Raw genomic sequence first — 18,545 nt, forward strand, 5'->3', positions numbered from 1 at the left:
TATCTTTTGCGATTAAATCGCGCACTACTTATTTTTGACACTTATTAACCAGTGTAGACCACCCGCGCCGTTCTTGCGTTCGGCGGCGACGGGTCAAATCTGATCGATCAGGCTGCCGCGCAGCTTTTCCAGCTGCTGTTTAAGCGAAACGATCTCGTCCAGGCTGCAGTCGGTGGCGCACATCACCGCCTCGGGCACCGATTGCGCCCGCTCGCGCAGCGCGCGGCCGGCTTCGGTGAGCGCGATGATCACCTGCCGTTCGTCGGTGGTGGCGCGATAGCGCACCAGCAAACCGGCGGTTTCCAGCCGTTTCAGCAGCGGCGTCAGCGTGGCGGAATCGAGGAACAGCCGCTCGCCGATATCCGATACCGTCACCCGATCGCGCTCCCACAGCACCATCATCACCAGGTATTGCGGGTAGGTTAGTTCTAGCTGATTCAACAGCTTACGGTAAACTTTGTGCAGCGCCAGGTTGGCGGAGTACAGCGCGAAACAGAGCTGCTGATCGAGCTGCAGCAGGTTCTTCGCCTTGAATTGTTCGGTATCGGTGCTTTTCATGTGTGTGAATATAGATAGTGCACGATGTAATCGCAAGCTATTTTTTGTGAGGTGTGCTACATTTTTTTCATGCAGAGGAAGCCCGGAGGGAAAGGAAATGACGAACACGCTTGCAGAACGCGCGCGCCGCTACGCCACCAAGGCGCATGCGGCCATCGATCAGCGCCGCAAATATACTGGCGCACCTTATATCGTCCACCCGCAGGCGGTCATGGAACTGGTGCGTAGCGTGCCGCATACCGAAGAGATGCTGGCGGCCGCCTGGCTGCATGACACGGTGGAAGACACGCCCACCACCCTCGGCGATATCGAAAGCCACTTTGGGCCGCAGGTAGCGGAGCTGGTGCGGATGTTGACCAACGTCAGCCACGCCGAGGACGGCAACCGCTTCGAGCGCAAAAACCGCGATCGGCGCCACAGCGCAAGCGCATCGCCACAGGCCAAAACCATCAAGCTGGCGGATCTGATCGACAACACCCGCTCGCTGCTGGACTACGACAGCCACTTCGCCCAGACCTACCTGATCGAGAAGCAGCGCCTGCTGGAGGTACTGACCGAAGGCGACCCGACGCTGTGGCGCCAGGCCAGCCATATCGTCGAACAGGGGCTGCTCAGACTGCAGCAGCCGCCGCACAACGTGCCGGCCAGCTGGTTCGATCATGCCCGCCGGCGCTACCGCGAGAGCGACGCGGCCTGATCAGAAGGTCACTACCGTTTTCAACGCCGTCACCCAGGCGTCCTGCGTCTCGCTGACGCCCGCCGGGTGATGCCAATACTGCAGGCCCGGCTGCAGCTGCAGCCACGGCGTGACGTTCACCCGATAATAGAGCTCCGCCGTCACCGAATGGCCCGGTACCGGCCGGTAGTTCGGATCGTGATAATCACTGACGCCGTTGAGTTGGTTGAGATAGCGCTGATTGTCTTTATAGCGATCGCTCAGCTTCACTACCGAGACACCCAGCCCCAGCCAGTCGTCCGGCCGCGCATCGAACAGCCCGCGGTAACGGATGCCGGTCGAGGTGGACCAGTGCAGGTAGTTGCTGCGCTGATCCCCCAGCCCCAGGCTGTAAAACAAGCTCAGACCGCGGTTGGCGTCATCCGCATGGCGCGTCACCTGCTGGTTGAAACCGGTGTACAGGAACCAGGTGCGATCGTGGCTGCGATAGCCCTGCGGATCGCTGGCGCCCGGCCCGCCGGATACCCCTTCATAGAGATCGCTCTGGCGCGCGTTGGTGAACAGCACGCCCAGGTTATACACCCCCGGCAGCTGGTTGACGGCGTGGGTTTTCAGCTCCAGCTCCATCGGCAACAGAAAGCCTTTGCTGCCCTTGGTGGACCAACTCCAGGCGTGGCTGCGGCTGGGGGCGCTCGGGTTCTGTTCCATCACGCCGCCCTTGAGCGTCAGGCCATCGGTCAGCTTGTACTGCAGCGTGGTGCCCCAGTAATGCACGTTCCAGTTGTACCAGGTCAACGAGTTGGCGGACTTGCCGCCGCACAGCGTCAGCGTTTGGAAATCGCAGGGGATGATCTGATCGAAATCCTGCACCTTGTTCATCATGCCAATGCGCCACTGCAGCCGGCTGTCGAGGAAGGAACGGCTGAAGGTCAACCAGCCCAGGCGGGTAATCGACTGCCCGCCAAAGCTCTCCTGCGACAGATCGGTCAGGCCGACGCGCGGATCCTGCAGCCGATCGCGGGTCAGGCTGTTGTCATGGTTGCGGTTGACGATATTGCCTTCGATCGCCGCGTCCGGAATGCCGGTCAGCGCCTGCAGATCCTGGCTGAAGGTCAGCGAAAATTGGTCGATGTACGACGCCTGCTTATCGTGGTTGTAACCGCCGCCGGCGTTATACGACAGCTGGCTGAGGTAACCGAGATTATAGTGGAAACCGTGATCCTCCAGGATCGGCCTGATCCCCAGCATATCCCCCAATAGCCCAGGCTGCGGCGGTTCAAAACCGAGCGCCACCCCTTCCCATTTGGCGGTGGGGGCTTCGACGTCCTTGCCGGTCTGCAGCGTTTCCGCCTGCGCCTGGCTGCACCACAGCGCCAGCGCCGCCAGAGTCATGGAACGAGGTAATAAGCTTTTCATCATTATTATATTTCTCCGCATAACGGCTGACTGCGGGCAACAGCATTCCCTGGGAGAGAATTTCCCATCATGAACAGCAGCGAATAAAGGTTAATGCCCGGCGTTTGCCGCCGGGCTGAAGGGCTAGCGTCGGTCTTTCAGGCTGGCGCCGTTGCTGTGGATCACATCGCGATACCAGTAGAAACTCTTCTTGCGGCGACGCTCGAGGCTACCGTTGCCAGCATCGTCTCTGTCGACGTGAATGAAGCCGTAACGCTTCGACATTTCGGCCTTCGAGGCGCTGACCAGATCGATCGGCCCCCAGCTGGTATAGCCCATCACCTCGACGCCGTCATCGATCGCCTCGGCCACCTGCACCAGATGATCATTCAGGTAGTTGATGCGGTAATCGTCGTTGATGCTGCCGTCGGCCTCGACGCGGTCTTTGGCGCCCAGCCCGTTCTCAACGATAAACAACGGCTTCTGATAGCGGTCGTACAACACGTTGAGCAGGTAGCGCAGCCCGATCGGATCGATTTGCCACCCCCACTCCGAGCTGGCCAGGTGCGGGTTCGGCACCATGTCGAGAATGTTGCCGCGCGCCGTTTCGTACTGCTCCGGATCGGCGGTTACGCAGCCGCTCATGTAGTAGCTGAACGAGATGAAATCGATGGTTTCACGCAGCGTTTGCCGGTCTTCGTTGGTGATCTCCACCTGGATGCCGTTTTCGCGGAAGAATCGCTGCATATAGGCCGGGTAATAGCCGCGCGCCTGCACGTCGCCGAAGAACAGCCAGTCGCGGTTTTGGCGCTGGGTTTCCAGCAGATCTTCCGGCCTGCAACTCAGCGGATACAGGATGCCGCCCAACAGCATGTTGCCGATTTTACCCTCCGGCACGATCTCGTGACAGGCCTTCACCGCTTTGGCGCTGGCCACCAGCTGATGGTGGATCGCCTGATAGATGGCGCTCAGGTCGCTCTCCGGCGGCAAGCCGACGCCGGTGAAGGGCGCGTGCAGCGACATGTTGATCTCGTTGAAAGTCAGCCAGTGTTTGACCTTGTGCTTATAGCGTTCGAATACGGTGCGCGCATAGCGCTCGAAGAAAGCGATGGTCCGGCGATCGCCCCAACCGCCGTAATTCTTCACCAGGCCGTAAGGCATCTCATAGTGCGACAGCGTGATCAGCGGCTGGATGCCATACTTCGCCATCTCGTCGAACAGCCGATCGTAAAACGCCAGCCCGGCCTCGTTAGGGGTCTCTTCATCGCCCTGCGGGAAAATGCGCGTCCAGGCGATCGAGGTGCGCAGGCACTTGAAACCCATTTCGGCGAACAGCGCGATGTCTTCCGGATAGCGATGATAGAAATCGATCGCCACGTCCTTGATGCCGCTGTCGCCCGGCATGCGCGGCGTGATGGCGCCGAAAATGCCCTGCGGCTGCAGATCGGAGGTCGACAGCCCCTTGCCGTCAGCCTGATATGCGCCTTCTACCTGGTTCGCCGCTACCGCGCCGCCCCACAGAAAATGTTGCGGAAACTTGCCGTTCATCGCTTGCTCCTCAATTAACGTAATAAAGTCAGCAGCGGCGCCTGTTCCTGCACCGGAGACAGGCCGCTGGTCAACACGTCCACGTAGTCATCGCTGTTGCTGATGATGATCGGCGTGGTGGTGTCATAGCCGGCGGCATGGATCGCCGCCTGGTCGAACTCGATCAGCAGATCGCCCGGGGCGATCCGTTCGCCTTCCCGCACGTGGGCAGTGAAATGCGCCCCGTCGAGCTTCACGGTATCGATGCCGACGTGGATGAGAATCTCCGCGCCGTCGTCCGATTCGATACCGATGGCGTGTTTGGTTTTGAACAGCGACGCCACGCTGCCGCTCACCGGTGCCACTACGCGCCCCTGCTGCGGCGCAATCGCCACGCCTTTCCCCAGCAAACCGCTGGCGAAGGTGGCGTCGTTCACCTGCTCCAGCGGCACGATATCGCCGGCGATCGGGCTGAGGATCGCCTGTTTGCGGTTGAGCGGTGAAGCGGCTTCAGGCTGCGCGGCGGCCTCTTCCGCCGGCGCGACGCCGAACAGATAGCTGGCCAGCGCGGCGAACACGAACGACAGCAGGGTGCCGCCGATCGCGCCCCACACCGTGGCGTCGATGCCGCCGCCGGGGATGATCTGCGCGAAGGTGAACACGCTCACCAGGCCAAACGAGTAAACCGAAGTATGGAAGTAGCCGATCACCGCGCCGCCCAGCGCGCCGCCGATGCAACCGAAGATGAACGGGCGCTTGTTCGGCAAGGTGACGCCGTACACCGCCGGCTCGGTGATGCCGAAAATGCCGGCGCCGATCGCCGACGCGGACAGCGCCCGCAGCTTGGCGTCACGGGTGCGCAGCATCACGCCCAGCGTGGCGCCGACCTGCCCCATCACCGCCGGCAGCAGCAGCGGCACCATGGTGTCACGCCCCAGCACGCTCAGGTTGTTGATCATCAACGGCACCAGTCCCCAATGCAGGCCGAAGATCACGCACACCTGCCACATCGCGCCCATAAAGGCGCCGGCAATGATCGGGTTGAAGGCGTAAATGCTCTGATAACCGTTGGCCAGCAGATGGCTGAGCCAGGTCGCCGCCGGGCCGATCAACAGGAAGGTCAGCGGCACGGTGATCGCCAGACACAGCAGCGGCGTGATGAAATTGCGCAGCGCGCTGTGGATCACCCGGTTGAACAGCGGCTCCAGGCGGCAGGACACCCAGGCCGCAAAGATGATCGGAATCACCGACGAGCTGTAGTTGATGAAGGTCAACGGAATGCCGAAGAAGTATTCGCGCACCGCGCCCGGCTGCTGCGCCGCCTCGAAGGCCGCCATCATCAGCGGGTGCGTCAGCGCGCCGCCGATCGCCATGGTGACGAACGGGTTGCCGCCGAATTTTTTCCCGGCGGTATAGCCGAGCATGATCGGGAAGAAGTAGAACAGCGCGTCGCTGGCGGCGAACAGCATTTTGAAGGTGCCGCCGCTTTCCAGCAGCCAACCGCAGGCCAGGCTCAGCGCCAGGAACCCTTTCAGGATCCCCGAAGCGGCCATCACCCCGAGCAACGGGGTGAAAATGCCGGACACCAGATCGATAAAGCGGCTGAGCAGGTTATCCTTCTTGCCGTCCGCCTCGTCGCCATTCGGCGCGCCTTCGGTCAGCCCACCGACCCGGTTGACCGCATCGAACACCTCCGCGACGTGGTTGCCCACCACCACCTGGAACTGGCCGCCGCTCTCCACCACCATGATAACGCCGGGATTTTTCTTCAGCGCCTCGGCATTGGCATGGCTGTCGTCACGCAGCTTGAAACGCAGGCGAGTGGCGCAGTGCACCAGACTTTTCACATTGTCGCGGCCACCGACGCCGGCCAAAATCTCACTGGCTAATGTGTCATATTTCATACGGTTATCCTTAGACTTCGCGTTCTGCCGCTCCCCGCCCCGCGCTGGCCTGGCGCCGGGGGCGAAATGCGGCGCAAAAAAAAACCTAAACCTCGCTGCCTCTGCCCCATCGAGGGACAAAAACGCGAGGTTTAGGTTTTGCCTGCCGCAGCAGTAACAACCCTAAATCGGTTGAGTTATGACGTTACCACCGCGGATTTTGCCGGGGCAAGGCTTTGCGGCGGCAAATTCTCGAACTGTGATCGCGGGGGCAAAACGGCCTCAATGCGCGAAATAATGCATGCCGCCATCTACCGGGATCACTGCGCCGGTGATATATCGCGCGAGCGGGGAACAAAGAAACGCCGCCAGATAGGCCATATCTTCCGGCTCGCCGAAGTAGCCTATCGGGATATGTTGCGCAATGAACGCCTGGCGCGCTTCATCGGATGCGTATAAGCGCTCGCGGATCTGTTCGCTGTTGATGCGCCCCGGCTGTAACGTATTGACGGTAATCCCCTGCGCAGCCACGTCGCCGGCCAGCCCCTTGGCCCACAGATGCAGCGCGCCCTTGGCGGCGCTGGCGGCGCTCAGGCTGCGCGGTTCCATCGAGCCGCTGATGTTGATAACCCGCCCCCAGCCCTGCGCCTGCATGGCCGGCAACAGCGCCTGAGTCAACCGCCGGGCCGGCGTGAAATTCAAAGCGAAAGCCTCTTCCCAACCGCGATCGCTTTCGTCCAGCGCCGTGGGGTGAAATGCGCCGACCGCGTTGATCAGAATATCGACGGTCCCCAGCTGACGCAGCGCCTGCGCCGCCAGTTGGGTTAACGCTTCGGGGTCGGTAACGTCTGCAACGGCGACCCACGGGCGCACAGCGCCTTGCCGTTCCACCTCATCCGCCAAGGCCTGCAGCCGATCGCCGCGTCGTGCGGTGGCCACTACCGTGACCCCTTGAGCGGCCAGCACCCTGACCATGCCGGCACCGATCCCTTCGCTGGCTCCCGTGACCAATGCCGTGCGTTGTTGCAATTGCAAATTCATAAGAAACCCTAATTGAATAATTCAATTTAAAAGGATGTGTTCGCACATTGAATCACGACGCTATCCGTGTGAATATTCCTGAAAACCGCATCGTTAATGTGCAGGAATTCACCGATGTTTGACTGGCAGGATTTAAAACACTTCGTGGCATTGGCGCGCACCGGTTCGCTGTCGGCGGCGGCGCGGGAATTGGGCTGCGATCACGCCACCGTCGGGCGGCGCGTAGCGGCGCTGGAACAAGCGCTCGGCCTGCGTTTGATCGTACGTCACCCGCGCAGCACCCCGCTGACCCAGGACGGGCTGGCCATCGCCGGACTGGCGGCCGGGATCGACGCGCAGAGCCAGGCCATTATCCGCCATGCGCGCAGCGCCGGCGCAACGCCACAGGCCAGCGTGCGCATCAGCGCGCCGCCGTCGATCGCCGCGCATATTCTCGCTCCGCGCATTGCCGAATTTAATCAGGCTTTCCCACAAATCGTCGTGACGCTGGCGGGTGAATCCGCGCTCGCAGAGTTGGATCGCGGCGAAGCGGACATCGCCGTGCGCATGGTGCGCCCACAGCAGCCGGAGCTGCTGGCACAGCGCATCGGCATGATGCGCTACGCGCTGTACGCCGCGCCGGAGCATGCCGCACTGCCCGACGCGGCACGCCGCTTTCTCGCCTATGACCCTCACTACCGACAGCAGCCGCATCAGCAATGGTTGCAGCAGCTGTTACAGGGGCGGCCGGTGGTCTTTCAGGCCAGCGATCTGTTTTCACTGCAACAAGCGGCACGCTCAGGGTTGGGCGCCGCCGTTTTGCCGACGTTTGTCGCCGATAACGATCCGGATCTGGTGCCGTTGCCCACGGCGAGCGCCGCGCCAACGCGCGAGCTTTGGCTGGTGACGTATCCCGATTTGGCGCGTACCGCCGCCGTGCGCGCAGTGATGACTTTCCTGGTCGAGACGCTCGGTAAAACGTGCCCATTGCCGGCATAAACCATCAGCGTAACTAATATAAATACTGGACAAAAGTCACGCAGGGGATTATTACTGGTCAACGCTTAATCGAGAGTAGGGATGACCATCATCATGGTGTTGCGTACTGATGTAGGACGGATTTTGATTACCGGCGCCGGCGGCCGGGTCGCCACGGCGTTTCGTCAGGCCATGGGCGATCGCTACGCGCTGCGCCTGGCGGAACGCGACATCAGCCTGCTGAGCGATCGGCTGCCCGGCGATGAGATCATCAGCTTCAACATTGCCGATCTCGACGCCTGCCGCGCAGCCTGCGCCAACATCGACACCGTGTTGCACCTGGCCGCCGATCCGGCTCCCGACGCCGATTTTTGCAGTTCGTTGATGGACAACAACATTCTCGGCACCTTCAATATCTTCCGCGCGGCGAAAGATGCCGGCTGCCGCCGGGTGGTGTTCGCCAGCAGCGCACAGGCGGTGGAAGGTTATCCGCTCGATTACCAAATCCGCCCGGATGACGCGCCGAAACCGAAAAACCTGTACGGCGCCAGCAAGGCGTTCGGTGAAGGTATCGCCGCCTATTTCGCCCACCAGGAGGGGCTTTCCGCCCTGTCGGTGCGCATCGCCAACTTCACGGCCCTGAGCCCGGGCGATCGCCTCAGCGCCCGCGACATGAGCGCGTTTCTCAGCCATCGCGATGCCGCCGATCTGCTGGAGCGCTGCATTCGTGTCGCAGAGGTGCAATATGCGGTGGTGCATGGGGTTTCCAATAACCGTTACAAACGTTTATCGCTGGAAGAGACCAGCCGTTTGCTCGGTTACTACCCGCAGGACGATGCGTTCAGCCTGCTCGGTTTCGAGTAGCAGGCGGCAAGGGGGGAGAGAACAACGCCGGGCAGAACCCGGCGCCTGGCGGGAAATTACGGTTTTTCGGCGATTTTGCGCAGATATTCGTTATTTTTAAACGCAATGATGATCATCTCGAACGCCACGCGCACGAACACGCCGCCGACGATGATGCCGAACAGTCCGCGGAAGAACTCGCCGTAAAACATCATGCCAATACCGCTGATCAACACGCCCAACAGCGCCAGCCAGTAAACGGCGGTGATGATTTTTGGCGTCAGCATCGCATCGAAGAAGAAGATATTTCTCATGTGGATCTTTCCTTAGGCAGGTCTTTCATTATCCCAGAGGTGCCGTGCTAGCGGCCACCATGCATATACATGGGTAATGATAGCGGCTAAGACTAGATGCCGAACAGATAAATGGGGGCGGGAGTGGATAAGCGTTTATGTTTTATGCGGCTAACGGCGTGCGACGGGTAAAACCCGCCGCACGCCGTCGTTTTTAGCCGTTGGCGTAGACCACCTTTTCGGCTCGGCGGCTGGTAAACAGCACCAACAGCAGCGCCAGCCCGGCGATAATCGCCCCCATCACCGGCACGAAGCTGTATCCCAGCCCGGCGGAGACCACCGCGCCGCCGGCGGCGGCACCGAGCGCATTGCCCAGGTTGAAAGCGCCGATATTGACCGAAGACGACAGGCCCGGCGCTTCGCTGGCGACGCGCATCACACGCATCTGCAGCGGCGGCACCACGGCGAAGGTCGCCGCCCCCCAAATCACCATGCTGACCGCCGCGCCGATTTCACTGCGCGCCAGCAACGGGATCAGCAGCATGATGGCCGCCAGCAACAGCAGGAAGCCTTTCAGCGTCGCGCTTTCGGAGCGGTCAGCAAATTTGCCGCCGAGGTAATTGCCGATGGAGAAACCAACGCCGATCAATACCAGCATCACCGTCACGAACAACGGCGTCGCCTCAGTGATGTGCTGCAATACCGGCGAGATATAGGTATAGAGCGTGAACATCGCGCCCGCGCCCAGCACGGTGGTCAGCAGCGCGGTCAATACCTGCGGCCGCACCAGCACCGACAGTTCGCGTTTCACATCGGGCCGCGCCCCGGCGCTGCCTTGCGGCAACGAGAACCACAGCCCCAGCATGGCGACCACGCCTAACCCTGCGGTAGCCAGGAACGACATGCGCCAGCCGATGGTTTCACCCAGCCAGGTCGCGGCCGGCACCCCGCCGATATTGGCGATGGTCAGGCCCATAAACATGGTCGCCACGGCGCTGGCCTGTTTCTCCTTCGGCACCACGCTGGCGGCCACCACCGACCCAAGGCCAAAGAAAGCGCCATGGTTCAGGCTGGTGATGATGCGCGACAGCATCAGGGTGGTGTAATCCGGCGCGAGGGCCGACAGCACGTTACCGAGGGTAAAGATCGCCATCAGGAAGATCAGCGCGCTTCTGCGCGCCCGGTGCGACAGCAGCAGCGTCATCAACGGTGCGCCGACCATCACGCCAACGGCGTAGGCGCTGATCAACATGCCGGCCATCGGAATGGAAACGTCCACCCCTTTGGCGATGGTTGGCAGCAACCCCATGGGGGAAAACTCGGTGGTGCCGATACCGAACGCCCCCACCGCCAGGGCTAACAAGGGATAATTCACTTTCATGCAACAACTCCGGTTTACCGCTGCCGAAGCGCGGGAACAGTTAAGATGCCGAAAGTATGACATTGGTCACAGCAAAGATAAGCCGGCGGAAGGCTAAAAGACTTTTGCGATTTTGTTAAAAGTGCGGCGGGAGGCGGCATCCGTCATCCGGTGTGATCACGCGTGGTGGCCGTCCTACCGCTGCCCTTCCATCCAGGCAAGAAAATCCATCATCCGGTCGACAAAGACGGCGTCGTTCGCCTCGCCAACCGCATGAGCCAGCAAGTACGTCATGTCAGCCTGCTGTGCCGGATAGCGTGCCAGCAGCTGTTCGGCATACTCGGTTAGCGTTATCGGCCAGAACGGGCTTCCCTCGGCGCGCAACATATTGGTGGCGCGGATCAGCTTTCTGGCCGCTTCGCGCTTTAAGCGCCTCTCATCCGATACCGTCCTTGCCTGCAGCAGTTGCTCCCGATAACGCGCCAACGCGGGCCGTAAATCGGCATTGACCGCCAGCGCGATGCGCCGATCGGGCCGAAACAGCGAAAAAGCGGCGGACACGTCTTCGCCCCACAGGCAGCGGCAGTGATGCTTCAGCCAAAATCCCCAGGAATCGTGATGCTCCGGTGCCAACGCTTCATCAACGCTGCCGATGTCAAAGTCGACCTTGCTCACGATCCGCTGCTCCCACTGAAAGGCTTGCCGCCACGCTTCAAGGCGCCGCAACGTCCCGCTATCGGCCGGCTTGATGAGCAACAGCGTGATGTCCAGATCGGACACGCCGGGAAGGGCTTCGCCGCGCGCGACGCTGCCGTAGAGGTAAATGCTGTGGATGAGCGCCGGGAATTGGCGCGGCAGCCCCGTCGTCAGCGCCTCCAGCAGCGGGATAAAAGCCAGCTGCAGCGGAAACGCCGTCACCGTGGGAATCAACGCCACCTCAGGCCCTCCCGCGGCGCACCTTGCCCGCGCGCATTTCGATATTCCGCGCCAGCTCAGGCAGCCCGCCGGCCAGGAAGCAGGCTTCCGCCAGCACGAACAGCGGGCCGATGATAAGGCCCGCCACGTCGTCCATAAACGCCGGTTTTCGCCCCTCCCAGAAATGCCCGACGAACTGAAACAGCCAGCCGATCACGAAACCGCCGACGCTGACGCTCAGCCACGCCGCCGTCGACAGCGACGCCACCCAGGCGCCGAACCCGAGGCACAGCACCAGCAACGCCAACATCATGGCGCCAAGGCGCAGATTCAGCCACAGGTAATAGAGCGCCGAGACGATAACCAGCGCGCAGGCCGGCGAGAACGGCAGCCATCCCGCCCCCCATGCCGGCCGAGAGAGCAGCGCCAACAGGCTGACGACGATCAGCGGGATGCCGATAAAATGTGTGGCGATATTGCGCGCATCGCGATGATAGGCGGCATAAGCGGTAAGTTGATCTTCCAGACTTCGCATGTTGACCTCCGGTATGTGTGGCCTTCGTCGCCGAACGCGCGCCGCCGCATGCGGCTGCCCTTCCCCATAGCTTAGCGCGGGATCACCAATACCGGTTGACCAATCTCATCCAGCAGGCCGCGCGTGACCGAGGCGTTCAGCCAGCGCTCCAACGAAGACAGGTGGCGGTGCGAGATGATCAACAGATCGCAGTTGAACAGCGCCATCTGCTCCGGGATCACCTCGATGGGCGCCCCGGCGGCCAGCAGGCCCTGGGCGTTGAAGCCCATCTGTTTCAACGCCCGCGTCACCTGCCCGACCTGCTTTTCCGCCAGCGCCTCTTCGCGCTGGGCGGCGGGATATTCTTCGCGCTCGTCGCTGTCGAAACGCAGGCCGCTGCGGCTAAGCGTGAAGGCATTGTCCACCACCGTCAGCACGATCACGCCGCCGATGCTGCCTTGCAGACGCGCCATAAACTCCAGGGCGTTGCCGCTGTGTTCAAAGCAGTCCACCGCCAATAACACTCTCTCAATCATAACCATCCTCATTCGACCGAGTTAAATCGCGCCCTTGAAATTGGCTTCGCCCTTTTTCCAATAACCTTTGGCAAACAAAGCGGCGCGGGAGATGCCCATTTCGTTGATAAAACGCGCCTTCAGATACGCGGCGACCTGATGTTCGCAGGCCAGCCACACCTGCCCTTCCCCGGCCGGCAACTCGCAGTGGCTGACGGCCTGCACCAGCGGGCTGTTCATCACGCTGTCAAAATGCCGGGTGCGTATTTGCCAGCTGTTCACCTGCAAAAAGGAGCAATCGACGTCCTGGATCTCCTGCGCATCGCCCACTTCGGCGAACCACAGCACCGGCAACGGATCGGAGAGCGAGGCGAGGATGGTGCGCATGGCGGGCAACGCGGTCTCATCGCCCAGCAACAAAAGCCAGCGGGTTTGCGGCAGCAGCCGGAAGCCGCCGGAGCAAGGGCCGGCGAACCCCAGCTTGTCGCCCGGCATCGCGTCGCGCGCCCAGTTCGACGCCGGGCCTTCGCCGTGCAGCACCATGTCGATATCGAAGGTGCGGGCGAGTTTATCGATGCCGCTCAGGGTGTAAGCTCGCCCGGCCAGCGTGTCGCGCCACGGAAAGAACACCTTGACCCAGCTGGCCGGCTCCTGCGCGCGCGGATCGGCGATAAACTTGTCCACATCGTCGCCGCTCAAAGTGATGCGCCTGATCCGCGCGCTAACTTGCCGCACCGCGCTCACCCGCGCCTCCCGCTTGCGGCGGGTATCTCTTTCCAGCATCTCGTCGACCATCTTATTCAGCGTGTTGTGCATCAGCCTTCTCCTGTGGCGCCGCAGACGGATAGGTGTGTTCCCAGCCGCCGCCCAGCGCTCGATAGATATTCATCACGGCGATCGCCGTCTCCTCCTCTGAAACAATTTGCGCGGACTGCAGATCCAGCAGCGCGCGCTGCGTGCTCAGAACGTGGATAAAATCGCTGGCGCCGTTCAGATAGCTGTCGCGCGCCAGCGCAAACGCGTGTCGGTTGGCGGCCAGCGCTTCGGCCAGGTGCGTCTGGCGGCGCTGCTGGGCGCGATAGCCGGAAAGCGCGTCGTCGATCTCATGCCAGGCACGCAGCACCGTTTGCTGGTAGGCGATGGCCATTTCCTGCTGGCGATATTCGCTCAGGCGTACCCGCTGGGTGATTTTTCCCCCGTCGAACAACGGCAGATACAAAACGGGGCCGATGGCGAAGGTATGCGTGGACCAACTGCCCATATCCGACAAGGCCAATGCCTGGTAGCCCGCGTTGCCGGTCAGCGTGATGCGCGGGTAGTAGTCGGCGGTGGCGACGCCGATCTCGGCGGTGGCCTGATGCAAACGCTCCGCCGCTTCGCGAATATCCGGCCTGCGCAGCGCCAGATCCGACGCCACCCCCATCGGCACCGCGCGCGCCAGCGTCGGCAGCGGCCCCGGCGGCGACAGCATCGCCTTCAGCGCGCCCGGCCGCTCGCCCAACAGCAGACTGATGGCGTTGATCAAGCGTTCCTGCCGATCGGCCAACGTCGGCAGCAGGGCATCCACCTGCGCCAACTGCACCTGCGCCTGATCGATATCCAGTTCGTTGCCCGCGCCGCTTTGATAACGGCTTTGCGTCAGCTGCAGCGTGCGCAGCGCGGTGGCGCGGTTTTCCTGCGCCACCGCCAGCTGCTGCTGCGTGGCGCGCAGGCGCAGATAGTTGCTCGCCACCTCCGCCGTCACCGACGTCAGCAGTGCGCGCCGATTCTCCTGCGAAGCGGCGAAGCCGGCGCGCGCGCTTTCCGACGCGCGGCGCAGCTTGCCCCACATGTCCAGCTCCCAGGCGGCGCTGAAGCCGCCGCGCCAGAGGTTGTAATCCGCCTCTCCGCCGTTGCCGGACGGATCCATGCTGCCCACTGAGGTGGCGCGCTGGCGCTGATAGGCGCCATCCAGGCTCAGATCCGGCATCAGCGCCGCCTCCGTCACCCCCAGCAGGGCGCGGCTCTGCTGCAGGCGCGCCGTGGCGAGCTGCAGATCCAGGTTACCGGCCGCCACGCGCTGCGCCAGCTGCGACAGCGGCGCATCGTTGAATATCGACCACCAGGCCACCGGCAATGCCCCGCCGCCGGCCTGCTGACCCCAGCTCTCGGGCAATGTGTTCTGTGGCTGAGCATAATCCGGCCCCACCGCCCGGCAGCCGCTCAGCGCAATCAGCAAGAGCGGTATCACGGCTCTGTTCATTACAGCCCCCCGTCCAGCGTATTGATGCTGACGTCCGCAGACATGCCGACGCGCAGCGCGCTCAGCAAAGCGGCGTGCTCCTTGTTGATATCAAACACAATCTTCACCGGGATGCGCTGGACGATCTTGGTGAAGTTACCGGTGGCGTTTTCCGGCGCCACGGCCGAGAAACTGACGCCGGAAGCTGGCGCGATGCTGTCCACCTGCCCTTTCAGCGTTTGGCCGGGAAAGGTATCGATATGGATGTCTACCGACTGCCCGTGCGCAATGTTTTCCAACTGGGTTTCCTGGTAGTTGGCGATGATGTACAGCTTGTCCTGCGGCACGATGGCCAGCAGCGCATCGCCCGGTTTGACGAACTCCCCGACCCGCAAGCTTTTCTTGCCGACCACGCCGCCGATAGGCGCGGTGATGCGGGTATAAGACAGGTTCAGTTCGGCCATCGCTTTCTTCGCCTGCGCCAACATCAGTTCGGCATCGCTGTCCGCCAGCTTGGCCTGCAGCACCTGCTCCATATTTTTCGCCGCTTTGAGCGTCGCCTCCGCCTGCGCCACATTGGCGGAAAGCGTGTGCACCCGCGTCGTCGCCTGCTGCGCCGCCTGCTGCGAACCCGCGCCGCTGCTGGCCATTCGCTGGTAGCGGTTCTGCTCCTGGCGCGCAAACGCCAGCTCCGCCTGCGCCGCCTGCCGCTCCGCCTGCGCGGCGGCGATCAGCGCACTCTGCCGGGTGAGGTTAGCCCTGGCGTCGTCTTGCCGGGCGCGGGCCGATTGCTCCTGCGCCGTCGCCTGCGCCAGGGCAACGTTGAACTCACGCGGGTCGATCACCGCCAGCAACTCCCCCTGCTTGACCCACTGGTTGTCCTTGACCAACACCTGTGCAATTTCACCGGCGATCTGCGGAGAAATACGCGAAATATCGGCGCGAATATAGGCATCGTTGGTGTGTTGCTGTGTATCTTTAATAAAGAATTTATTGATTAATAATCCCAGCGTAATGGCGGCGACCGCCAATACGGCAATGGCGACTTTCTTATTAGCCATAAAAGTGACTCCATATAATAGGTATTTCTGATGATGAAATGTCAGGCGGCGACCGATCGCGGCGGATAAATACGGGTCGGCATAAATAAAATCAGCGCGGTCAGTAATAACGCCAGGCCGGCAACCAACAGATAAAGATCGGCGCTGGCCAGCACGTGGCTCTGCCGGGCGGCGAGCTGCGCCAGCTGTTCCGCACCGCCCGATGCGCTACTGTAGGCCGAGCCGAAACCGTCGGCGATCGTGCCGGCGTGATAATCCCCGCGCTGGCGGCTGAGCAACGCGATGGCGCCGCCGGCTGCGGTGGCCGCGAAGCCTTTCACCGCGTTGAACCAGGCCGCCGCAAACGGCCCGTCGGTCGGCAACAGCCCACCGGTCGCCTGCATCAGCAACGGGATGATCGCCATCGGTTGAGCGACCGCCTGCAACAGCGCGATGACGCGGAACGTGTCGCCATTCCATTCCGGCGTCAGCTGAGCCGCCAGCACGCAGGCGGTGGCCATCAACAGCAGGCTGATCGCCAGCACCCAGCGGCAATCCACTCGCGGCGTATTGCAAATTATGGCGACAATCGGCAGCGTAATTAATTGCGGCAACGCAACCCACAGCATTAAGTCGGAGGTTTGTTCCTGACGATAACCTTGAATCGCGGCTAAATATCCCGACGTGATATTAACCAGCGACACCATAATTAACAGCACACCACCCAGCGTAATTAAGGAGAAAGACAAATTCCTTTTGCTTAATAGCTGTAAATTAAAAAAGGGCAGCGGGTGGTACCATTCGTTAATCAGAAATAGCGCCAATAATCCGCCGCCGCCCAATAATAAAACGTAGATCAGCGGCGAATTCAGCCAGTCGAGGCGCTCCCCCTGTGAAATGCCCACCGTCAGCATGCCGAGCGCCATGCCGCCGAGCAGCAGGCCGCGCCAATTGAACTGCCGCAGGCGCTCCAGCCGCAGCGGATCCTGTGGCAGACCGTAGCCGATGCACAAGGCGGCGATCGCCATCAGCGGCAGGTTCCAGTAGAAATACCCGCTCCAACCCCAGTGAAAGGCGAAGGCGGCGGCGGTAGCGCCCAGCGTGGCGCTCCAGGCCGAGACCCAGCCGTAGGCGCCCAGCCCCAGCACCTTGATCAGCGGCGGCATAAAACGCAGCACCACCGTCATCAGCATCGGCGGCAACGCGCCGCCGGCGAAGCCCTGCAGGCTGCGCACCGCCAACAGCGCGCCATACTGTTCTCCCAGCCAGGGCGTCAGCAGCCCGCCGGCCAGATAAATGCCGCACATCGTCAACGCCACCCGGCGCAGCGAAAAAGTCGGCCAAAAACAGGGCGTGAACCCGGAACCGATCACAAAACCGGTGACGTAACAGGTAGTCAGCCAGCTGCCGGCATCGAAGCTCAGCAGCATGCCGCCCTGTATGTCCGCCAGCGCGAACTTGCTGGCGTTTTCCCCCACGCCGCTGGCCATCACCGCCAAAAACACGCCGAACAGCCCCAGCCAGGTGCGGCCGTTGATTTCACCGGCGCTGGCGAGCCATCGATTTTTGTGGTGCGGCGTAACAGACACCTCAACCATTCCCCACTCCTGCTGTTTCAGCCTCAATCTTTGTTGTCGTGGGCAGTATCCGGACTTATTTCGATTGTTTAAAATGAAATCATGTAATTAACTAGTTGCACAAAACGCAATCCACTACGCACACCACGACCGGAGAGGCCATGCCGCAAAAAATTGATTTCAATCTGATCTATGCGCTGAATCTGCTGCTGGAAGAAGGGAGCGTGAGCGGCGCTGCCGAAAAGATGAACCTGAGCGCGCCGGCGATGAGCCGCATTCTGGGGCGCATCCGCCGGCAGTTCGACGATCCGATCATGGTCAGGGCCGGCAAGCATCTGGTGCCGACGCCGCGCGCGCTGGAATTGAAACGCCAGCTCGGCGAGATCATCGAACAGGCCGCCGCGCTGATCGCACCGAATGATGCGTTCGAACCCGGCAAGCTGACCAGAACCTTCACCATTCGCGCCAACGACATCTTTATCGGCGCGCTGGCAGGCGGATTGCTGGAGACGCTGCGGGAATCGGCGCCGCTGAGCGGCCTGAAATTCATCGCCGAAAGCGACGGCGAGGATGACGCGCTGCGCAGCGGCAAAGTGGATCTGGTGATCGGTTCCTCACGCGATTGGCACCCGGAAATCAAGACGCAGAGCCTGTTCACCAGCACCTTTCAGGCGCTGGTGCGGCCGGGGCACCCGATCATCGGCCGGGTAACGCCTGAAACCCTGACCCATTACCCGCATATCAGCGTCTCCCGCCGCGGGCGTACGCAGGGGCCGATCGACGATGCGCTGCGCGATCTCGGCCTGCAGCGCAACGTCGCTCTGACCCTGCCGGGCTTCCATTCGGCGATGATGTTGACCATGAAATCGGACTTTATCCTGCCGCTGCCGCGCCACGTGCTGCAGGGGGTGAGCAACATCCACCTGCCATTGGCGGAGATCGAGCTGCCGCTCGAGTTGGAGTCGGTGTTTATCGTGCAGGCCTGGCATCCGCGCCTCGATCGCGATCCGGCGCACCGCTGGCTGCGGCAGACCATCAAGCAGTTCTTTTTGCAGCGGGAGTGAGGGGGTTATTGGCGATAAGGTGGCGGAAGATCACAGGAGTCGAACCTGCCCAGGACCGCTGGCGGCCCCAACCGGATTTGAAGTCCGGCCGCCCCACCGGGGACGAGGATCTTCCTTGGAGAAGAGGGAAGCAAGGCGCTGATTATAGCGCAGTTCGTTCGCTGCG

18 protein-coding genes and 1 tRNA gene are annotated in these 18,545 nt (G+C 61.9%); 4 read left to right on the top strand and 15 right to left on the bottom strand.

Features of this window, described 5'->3' with window-relative positions:
* Positions 1 to 93: 93 nt before the first annotated feature.
* Complete coding sequence (locus tag AAIE04_RS07590; protein WP_019452590.1) at positions 94 to 558, bottom strand: MarR family winged helix-turn-helix transcriptional regulator; 465 nt, start codon at positions 556 to 558, stop codon at positions 94 to 96.
* Between the two features lie 97 nt (positions 559 to 655).
* Here AAIE04_RS07590 and AAIE04_RS07595 point away from each other — a divergent pair, with 97 nt between their 5' ends.
* The gene (locus AAIE04_RS07595) at positions 656 to 1,255 is read left to right on the top strand and encodes an HD domain-containing protein (protein ID WP_498576748.1); all 600 of its coding nucleotides are present in this window, start codon (positions 656 to 658) and stop codon (positions 1,253 to 1,255) included.
* Here AAIE04_RS07595 and AAIE04_RS07600 read toward each other — a convergent pair whose 3' ends face one another.
* The 4 genes from AAIE04_RS07600 to AAIE04_RS07615 form a co-directional block, all read right to left on the bottom strand.
* Complete coding sequence (locus tag AAIE04_RS07600) at positions 1,256 to 2,626, bottom strand: carbohydrate porin (protein ID WP_498576865.1); 1,371 nt, start codon at positions 2,624 to 2,626, stop codon at positions 1,256 to 1,258. It lies immediately after the preceding gene.
* Between the two features lie 147 nt (positions 2,627 to 2,773).
* On the bottom strand, positions 2,774 to 4,177 hold the full coding sequence (locus AAIE04_RS07605; protein ID WP_498576749.1) for a glycoside hydrolase family 1 protein: 1,404 nt from the start codon (positions 4,175 to 4,177) through the stop codon (positions 2,774 to 2,776).
* 14 nt (positions 4,178 to 4,191) lie between these two features.
* Positions 4,192 to 6,060: a PTS beta-glucoside transporter subunit IIABC gene (gene bglF, locus AAIE04_RS07610; RefSeq protein ID WP_074055662.1), complete on the bottom strand. Its 1,869-nt coding sequence runs from the start codon at positions 6,058 to 6,060 to the stop codon at positions 4,192 to 4,194.
* 261 nt (positions 6,061 to 6,321) lie between these two features.
* A complete protein-coding gene (locus tag AAIE04_RS07615; RefSeq protein ID WP_063918227.1) occupies positions 6,322 to 7,080 on the bottom strand; it encodes an SDR family NAD(P)-dependent oxidoreductase in 759 nt (252 codons plus the stop codon).
* Positions 7,081 to 7,194: 114 nt separating this feature from the next.
* Here AAIE04_RS07615 and AAIE04_RS07620 point away from each other — a divergent pair, with 114 nt between their 5' ends.
* Positions 7,195 to 8,058, top strand: coding sequence for a LysR family transcriptional regulator (locus AAIE04_RS07620; RefSeq protein WP_019452596.1), 864 nt, complete (start codon positions 7,195 to 7,197; stop codon positions 8,056 to 8,058).
* A gap of 93 nt (positions 8,059 to 8,151) precedes the next feature.
* Positions 8,152 to 8,901 carry an NAD-dependent epimerase/dehydratase family protein gene (locus tag AAIE04_RS07625; protein ID WP_025160408.1) on the top strand — a complete coding sequence of 250 codons (750 nt, stop codon included), beginning with the start codon at positions 8,152 to 8,154 and terminating at the stop codon, positions 8,899 to 8,901.
* A gap of 56 nt (positions 8,902 to 8,957) precedes the next feature.
* Here AAIE04_RS07625 and AAIE04_RS07630 read toward each other — a convergent pair whose 3' ends face one another.
* The 9 genes from AAIE04_RS07630 to AAIE04_RS07670 all read right to left on the bottom strand — a co-directional run bounded on the left by AAIE04_RS07630 (position 8,958) and on the right by AAIE04_RS07670 (position 17,336).
* Positions 8,958 to 9,194, bottom strand: coding sequence for a DUF4282 domain-containing protein (locus AAIE04_RS07630; protein ID WP_019452598.1), 237 nt, complete (start codon positions 9,192 to 9,194; stop codon positions 8,958 to 8,960).
* A 193-nt stretch (positions 9,195 to 9,387) separates the two neighbouring features.
* Complete coding sequence (locus AAIE04_RS07635; RefSeq protein ID WP_498576750.1) at positions 9,388 to 10,554, bottom strand: MFS transporter; 1,167 nt, start codon at positions 10,552 to 10,554, stop codon at positions 9,388 to 9,390.
* Between the two features lie 174 nt (positions 10,555 to 10,728).
* A complete protein-coding gene (locus AAIE04_RS07640) occupies positions 10,729 to 11,469 on the bottom strand; it encodes a nucleotidyltransferase domain-containing protein (protein WP_498576751.1) in 741 nt (246 codons plus the stop codon).
* A gap of 1 nt (position 11,470) precedes the next feature.
* A complete protein-coding gene (locus AAIE04_RS07645) occupies positions 11,471 to 11,983 on the bottom strand; it encodes an Mpo1 family 2-hydroxy fatty acid dioxygenase (RefSeq protein WP_498576752.1) in 513 nt (170 codons plus the stop codon).
* A 71-nt stretch (positions 11,984 to 12,054) separates the two neighbouring features.
* On the bottom strand, positions 12,055 to 12,498 hold the full coding sequence (locus tag AAIE04_RS07650) for a universal stress protein (RefSeq protein ID WP_019452601.1): 444 nt from the start codon (positions 12,496 to 12,498) through the stop codon (positions 12,055 to 12,057).
* 21 nt (positions 12,499 to 12,519) lie between these two features.
* Complete coding sequence (locus AAIE04_RS07655; protein WP_019452602.1) at positions 12,520 to 13,293, bottom strand: siderophore-interacting protein; 774 nt, start codon at positions 13,291 to 13,293, stop codon at positions 12,520 to 12,522.
* Positions 13,274 to 14,719 carry an efflux transporter outer membrane subunit gene (locus tag AAIE04_RS07660; RefSeq protein WP_498576753.1) on the bottom strand — a complete coding sequence of 482 codons (1,446 nt, stop codon included), beginning with the start codon at positions 14,717 to 14,719 and terminating at the stop codon, positions 13,274 to 13,276. The genes AAIE04_RS07655 and AAIE04_RS07660 overlap by 20 nt, the downstream gene beginning before the upstream one ends.
* Positions 14,719 to 15,759, bottom strand: coding sequence for an HlyD family secretion protein (locus tag AAIE04_RS07665; protein WP_019452604.1), 1,041 nt, complete (start codon positions 15,757 to 15,759; stop codon positions 14,719 to 14,721). Before AAIE04_RS07665 ends, AAIE04_RS07660 begins: the two co-directional genes overlap by 1 nt.
* 41 nt (positions 15,760 to 15,800) lie before the next feature.
* A complete protein-coding gene (locus AAIE04_RS07670) occupies positions 15,801 to 17,336 on the bottom strand; it encodes an MFS transporter (protein WP_019452605.1) in 1,536 nt (511 codons plus the stop codon).
* A gap of 140 nt (positions 17,337 to 17,476) precedes the next feature.
* On the opposite strand from AAIE04_RS07670, the gene AAIE04_RS07675 reads away from it, so the two are divergent.
* A complete protein-coding gene (locus tag AAIE04_RS07675; RefSeq protein WP_019452606.1) occupies positions 17,477 to 18,379 on the top strand; it encodes a LysR family transcriptional regulator in 903 nt (300 codons plus the stop codon).
* Between the two features lie 20 nt (positions 18,380 to 18,399).
* Here AAIE04_RS07675 and AAIE04_RS07680 read toward each other — a convergent pair.
* Positions 18,400 to 18,494, bottom strand: a tRNA-Sec gene (locus tag AAIE04_RS07680).
* Between the last annotated feature and the right edge of the window lie 51 nt (positions 18,495 to 18,545).

The organism is Serratia sp. Ae19-1 (genome assembly GCF_059801225.1).

Excerpts from the sequence above, each read along its gene's own strand:
- AAIE04_RS07615 (WP_063918227.1), bottom strand. The coding sequence starts at position 7,080 with ATGAATTTGCAATTGCAACAACGCACGGCATTGGTCACGGGAGCCAGC.
- AAIE04_RS07645 (WP_498576752.1), bottom strand. The coding sequence starts at position 11,983 with ATGCGAAGTCTGGAAGATCAACTTACCGCTTATGCCGCCTATCATCGC.
- AAIE04_RS07655 (WP_019452602.1), bottom strand. The coding sequence starts at position 13,293 with ATGCACAACACGCTGAATAAGATGGTCGACGAGATGCTGGAAAGAGAT.
- AAIE04_RS07630 (WP_019452598.1), bottom strand. The coding sequence starts at position 9,194 with ATGAGAAATATCTTCTTCTTCGATGCGATGCTGACGCCAAAAATCATC.
- AAIE04_RS07620 (WP_019452596.1), top strand. The coding sequence starts at position 7,195 with ATGTTTGACTGGCAGGATTTAAAACACTTCGTGGCATTGGCGCGCACC.
- AAIE04_RS07595 (WP_498576748.1), top strand. The coding sequence starts at position 656 with ATGACGAACACGCTTGCAGAACGCGCGCGCCGCTACGCCACCAAGGCG.
- AAIE04_RS07670 (WP_019452605.1), bottom strand. The coding sequence starts at position 17,336 with ATGGTTGAGGTGTCTGTTACGCCGCACCACAAAAATCGATGGCTCGCC.
- AAIE04_RS07590 (WP_019452590.1), bottom strand. The coding sequence starts at position 558 with ATGAAAAGCACCGATACCGAACAATTCAAGGCGAAGAACCTGCTGCAG.
- AAIE04_RS07675 (WP_019452606.1), top strand. The coding sequence starts at position 17,477 with ATGCCGCAAAAAATTGATTTCAATCTGATCTATGCGCTGAATCTGCTG.
- AAIE04_RS07665 (WP_019452604.1), bottom strand. The coding sequence starts at position 15,759 with ATGGCTAATAAGAAAGTCGCCATTGCCGTATTGGCGGTCGCCGCCATT.
- AAIE04_RS07650 (WP_019452601.1), bottom strand. The coding sequence starts at position 12,498 with ATGATTGAGAGAGTGTTATTGGCGGTGGACTGCTTTGAACACAGCGGC.
- AAIE04_RS07635 (WP_498576750.1), bottom strand. The coding sequence starts at position 10,554 with ATGAAAGTGAATTATCCCTTGTTAGCCCTGGCGGTGGGGGCGTTCGGT.
- AAIE04_RS07660 (WP_498576753.1), bottom strand. The coding sequence starts at position 14,719 with ATGAACAGAGCCGTGATACCGCTCTTGCTGATTGCGCTGAGCGGCTGC.
- bglF (WP_074055662.1), bottom strand. The coding sequence starts at position 6,060 with ATGAAATATGACACATTAGCCAGTGAGATTTTGGCCGGCGTCGGTGGC.
- AAIE04_RS07625 (WP_025160408.1), top strand. The coding sequence starts at position 8,152 with ATGGTGTTGCGTACTGATGTAGGACGGATTTTGATTACCGGCGCCGGC.
- AAIE04_RS07605 (WP_498576749.1), bottom strand. The coding sequence starts at position 4,177 with ATGAACGGCAAGTTTCCGCAACATTTTCTGTGGGGCGGCGCGGTAGCG.
- AAIE04_RS07600 (WP_498576865.1), bottom strand. The coding sequence starts at position 2,626 with ATGACTCTGGCGGCGCTGGCGCTGTGGTGCAGCCAGGCGCAGGCGGAA.